At 68.1% G+C, this 3,441-nt stretch carries 3 protein-coding genes; 2 read left to right on the top strand and 1 reads right to left on the bottom strand.

Annotation, left to right across the window (positions count from 1 at the left end; all coding sequences use genetic code 11):
- Positions 1-369 precede the first annotated feature (369 nt).
- A complete protein-coding gene (locus tag ACWD6N_RS37555; RefSeq protein WP_354968842.1) occupies positions 370-978 on the bottom strand; it encodes a TetR/AcrR family transcriptional regulator in 609 nt (202 codons plus the stop codon).
- A gap of 112 nt (positions 979-1,090) precedes the next feature.
- Here ACWD6N_RS37555 and ACWD6N_RS37550 point away from each other — a divergent pair, with 112 nt between their 5' ends.
- Both ACWD6N_RS37550 and ACWD6N_RS37545 read left to right on the top strand, forming a co-directional pair.
- Positions 1,091-2,089 (top strand): zinc-binding dehydrogenase, encoded by a 999-nt coding sequence (locus tag ACWD6N_RS37550; RefSeq protein WP_354968841.1) that lies wholly within the window; start codon positions 1,091-1,093, stop codon positions 2,087-2,089.
- 347 nt (positions 2,090-2,436) lie between these two features.
- Positions 2,437-3,027, top strand: coding sequence for a DinB family protein (locus ACWD6N_RS37545; protein ID WP_387331115.1), 591 nt, complete (start codon positions 2,437-2,439; stop codon positions 3,025-3,027).
- Positions 3,028-3,441: the final 414 nt, after the last annotated feature.

Genomic DNA, 3,441 nt, shown 5'->3' with positions numbered 1-3,441 from the left:
CGCTCCTCCGGAGGCACCCAGTCTGCGCCGAGGCCCCAGTAGTAGTCGCCCTCCGCGAAGACCCTCTGCCGCAGCTCTTGAAGCGCGCGGTCCAGCTGCGGCTGGTAGGGGACAAAGTAGCTCCACGCAGATGCGCCCACGACGTTCTGCCTTTCCAACACGGCCTCCGCGGTCGGCAGCGGCTAGGCCTGCCCGGGGACCTTAGCGGCCACGTCCGACAATCCCTCCATGAAGGCCAGCGCTGGGCATGAGCGCGGACAGCGGCAGATCCGTGCACCCGTTCATGGCTCCGCTGTCAGAGGCTCGTCCCGATCTCACGGTCTGTTCGGGCACCCTCGAAGGCACCGATCGCGAAGCGGCAGCGCACTGTCATCGCGGCATGAGCGTGTCCCAGGCGGCCATCGCGCAGGTGATGACCGCTTCCAACTCGGCGCGGGTGGCGCCGTCGCGGGCTTGTACGGATAGGCCCTGCACCACGGTGGTGTAGTAGCGGGCGATCGCGTCGAGGCTGGCGGGCGGCGCCGTGAGGTCGCCGTCGGTGACGCCGCGGGCGAGCCGGTCTTTGATGGTGGTGTGCTGGTCGCGCCGGCGGTCGGCCAGGAACTCCCGGACCGTGTGGTTTTCCACGGCGCCGGTGGGCGCGGCCAGTACGAGCATGCAGTAGTGCGGGGTGTCCGGGCGGGTGATCTCATCGGCGGTGGCGCGCAGCATGGCGTGGATCGCGGCGCGCGCGGTCGGTTGTTCGCGCAGCGCGCGCCTGGGCGGCTCGCCAGAGGTCGTGCCATAGAGCGCCATGACCTTGCGGAACAGGTCCTCCTTGCTGCCGAAGCATGCGTAGATGCTGGCCGAGGCGATACCCATGGCCTCGGCCAGGTCGTTGAGCGAGGTCCCCTCGTAGCCCCGTTCCCAGAACAGGTCCAGCGCCTGGCGCAGGGCGGTGTCCGGGTCGAATGTGCGCGGCCTACCGCGAGTAGCCATCGGGATGCCTCTCCGTACTTGTTTGTCGTTCGATCAAGTTTACCTTGACCTGCACCGCACGGCCGTGCCACGATCTGTTGGTCGTTCGATAAAGAAAAAGGAAGCCGATGCCATGAGCCTTCCCGCAACCATGCGCGCCCTGCAGCAGACATCCCTGAACGGCCCGCAGGACCTGCGCCTGATCACCGACGCACCGGTACCGAGCCCAGGCCCGGGCGAGGTCCTGATCCGGGTCACCACCGCCGGCGTCAACTTCGTCGACATCTCGCAGGCCCGCGGCACGTTCGCAGGCGGCCCGCAGCCGCCGTATCTGGCGGGCATCGAAGGCGCCGGTGAAGTCACCGCCGTCGGTGAGGGGGTGACCGACCTGGAGACCGGCGCCCACGTCATCGGCGTCGGCATCGGAGGCGGCGCCTTCGCCGAGTACATGGTGCTGCCCGCGGCCGCCGCGGTCCCGGTGCCGGCAGGCTGGGCCGACGAGCAGGCGCTGGGCCTGGTCGTGAGCTGGCCGACCGCGCTGGCGGCGCTCAAGCCGCTGGGCGGCGTCGCCGCAGGGCAGACCGTGCTGATCCACGCCGCTGCCGGCGGGACCGGCCAGGCCGCGGTGAAGATGGCCAAGCACTACGGCGCGACGGTGATCGCCACGGCCTCGCCAGGCAAGCACGAGGTGGTACGGGCGCTGGGCGCCGACCACGTCATCGACTCCCGCGGCACCAACCTCGCCGCCGACGTCCTGCGGCTGACCGGCGGCGCGGGCGCCGACCTGGTGCTGGACTCGGTCGGCGGCGCCACCCTCGACGCCAGCCTGGCCGCGACCAAGCGGGTCACCGGCCGGGTCGTCGTCTACGGCCTGGCCGGCGGGGAAGCCGCGATCACCAACTGGGAACTCGTCTACAAGCACCAGATCCACGTCATCGGCCTGAACATCGGCATCCTGATCCAGGCCGCACCGCAGATCTTCGGCGAGGTCATGGGCCAGTTGTTCGGGCTCCTCGCGGCCGGGGTGCTCGGCCCCGGCCAGCCCACCATCTATGAGCTGACCGAGGGGCCGAAGGCACTCGCGGAACTGGAAGCCCGGGCCACCGTGGGCAAGCTGGCACTGCGGCCCTGAGCAGACCATGACGCCAGTTGGCGGGTCCCCGGCACTTCTGAGCAGCCACGTAGGGACACGGCCGCCGCGATCATCACGCGTGTGAAACAGGATCAAGACGCGGCAGTCGCTGCTGCACCCGCCGATGAGAAGCCCCCGGCAGTGGGGCGACGCTGCCTGCCAGTACAGCGGCACGGTGGGCTGTCCAGCGTTACGACAGGAACCCTCGCACACATCACGATCTCGGACTGCCGTATTAGCCGACGCACTCTCATCGGCAGATGAGGATGCCAACCGCTTCAGCCGGGCGCTGATCTTGCCGACGACACCTCGCACGATGGCTCGGCGCATAAGGAAGACTGGCGGGCATGGCTGACTTGGGCGATGCGAAGGCTGCGCTGCACCACTACCTCCAGGCGACTCGCGAAGACCTGATTTGGAAGCTCGACGGGCTGAGCGAACGCGAAGCCAGACTGCCGCGCACCGCGACCGGCAACAACCTGCTGGGAGTCCTTAAGCATTGCCTCAATGTCGAAGCCGGCTACTTCGGGCCTACCTTTGGGCGCGAATTCCCGACGCCTGAGGAACTGGTCCCCATGCAGGCGTTCGAGGAGGACCCGCAGGCAGACTGGTACGCGCGGGAGGAGGAGACGAAGGATGGGCTGATCGACCTGTATCGACGTGTCGGGGTGTTCGCGGATCAGACGATCGAACAGCTACCGCTCAACGCGCCGGGGCGGGTGTCGTGGTGGCGGCCAGGCGGACAGGCCGTGACACTGCAAAGGATCATCGTCCACGTGACCTGCGACCTCGCTCGTCACGCCGGTCACGCCGACATCATGCGCGAGCAGCACGACACGGCGATCGGCCGGCGGCGGGAGAACACCAACATCCCTCACGACTATGACTGGCCGGCGTACGTCACCAAGCTGACGAAGCTGGCTGACCGCTTCGGATAGCCGCCCGGTCCCCGTCGGTACAGTCGGCGAGTTCAGCATCCGCTCTTCGGCACGACCCGACGGCCTCGGCGCCGCGGTCGCTTACCCAAGGTGACACCCGGTCGGCGGCAGATGAGGATGTTGGCCCGGGACGGGCAGCAGAGCAAGCCTCCGTGCAGCATCTAGTTAGGCGACCGGATCGCGTCCCACCCGGTTATGTCGCACTGACCGCTGATGGCGTCTGCATCCCAGGTGTATTCAATCTCGGGCAACTCGAACCCTGCGGGGAAGCGCACCATGCGGGCCGCTGTGGCGTGCCCGCCAGCTTTGGTGTAGAAGGCTGTCAAGCCCCGGGTTTGATGGAGAGTTGGTTAGCTGGTTTTCAGGGCTGCGGTGACCGGCTGGGTCATCGCGTGTAGGGCCTCGTGTTCGGCG

It is taken from the genome of Micromonospora sp. NPDC005163, from assembly GCF_053599835.1.
The sequence above is the reverse complement of the archived record's forward strand: the minus strand, read 5'-3'. Positions and strand labels throughout refer to the sequence as shown.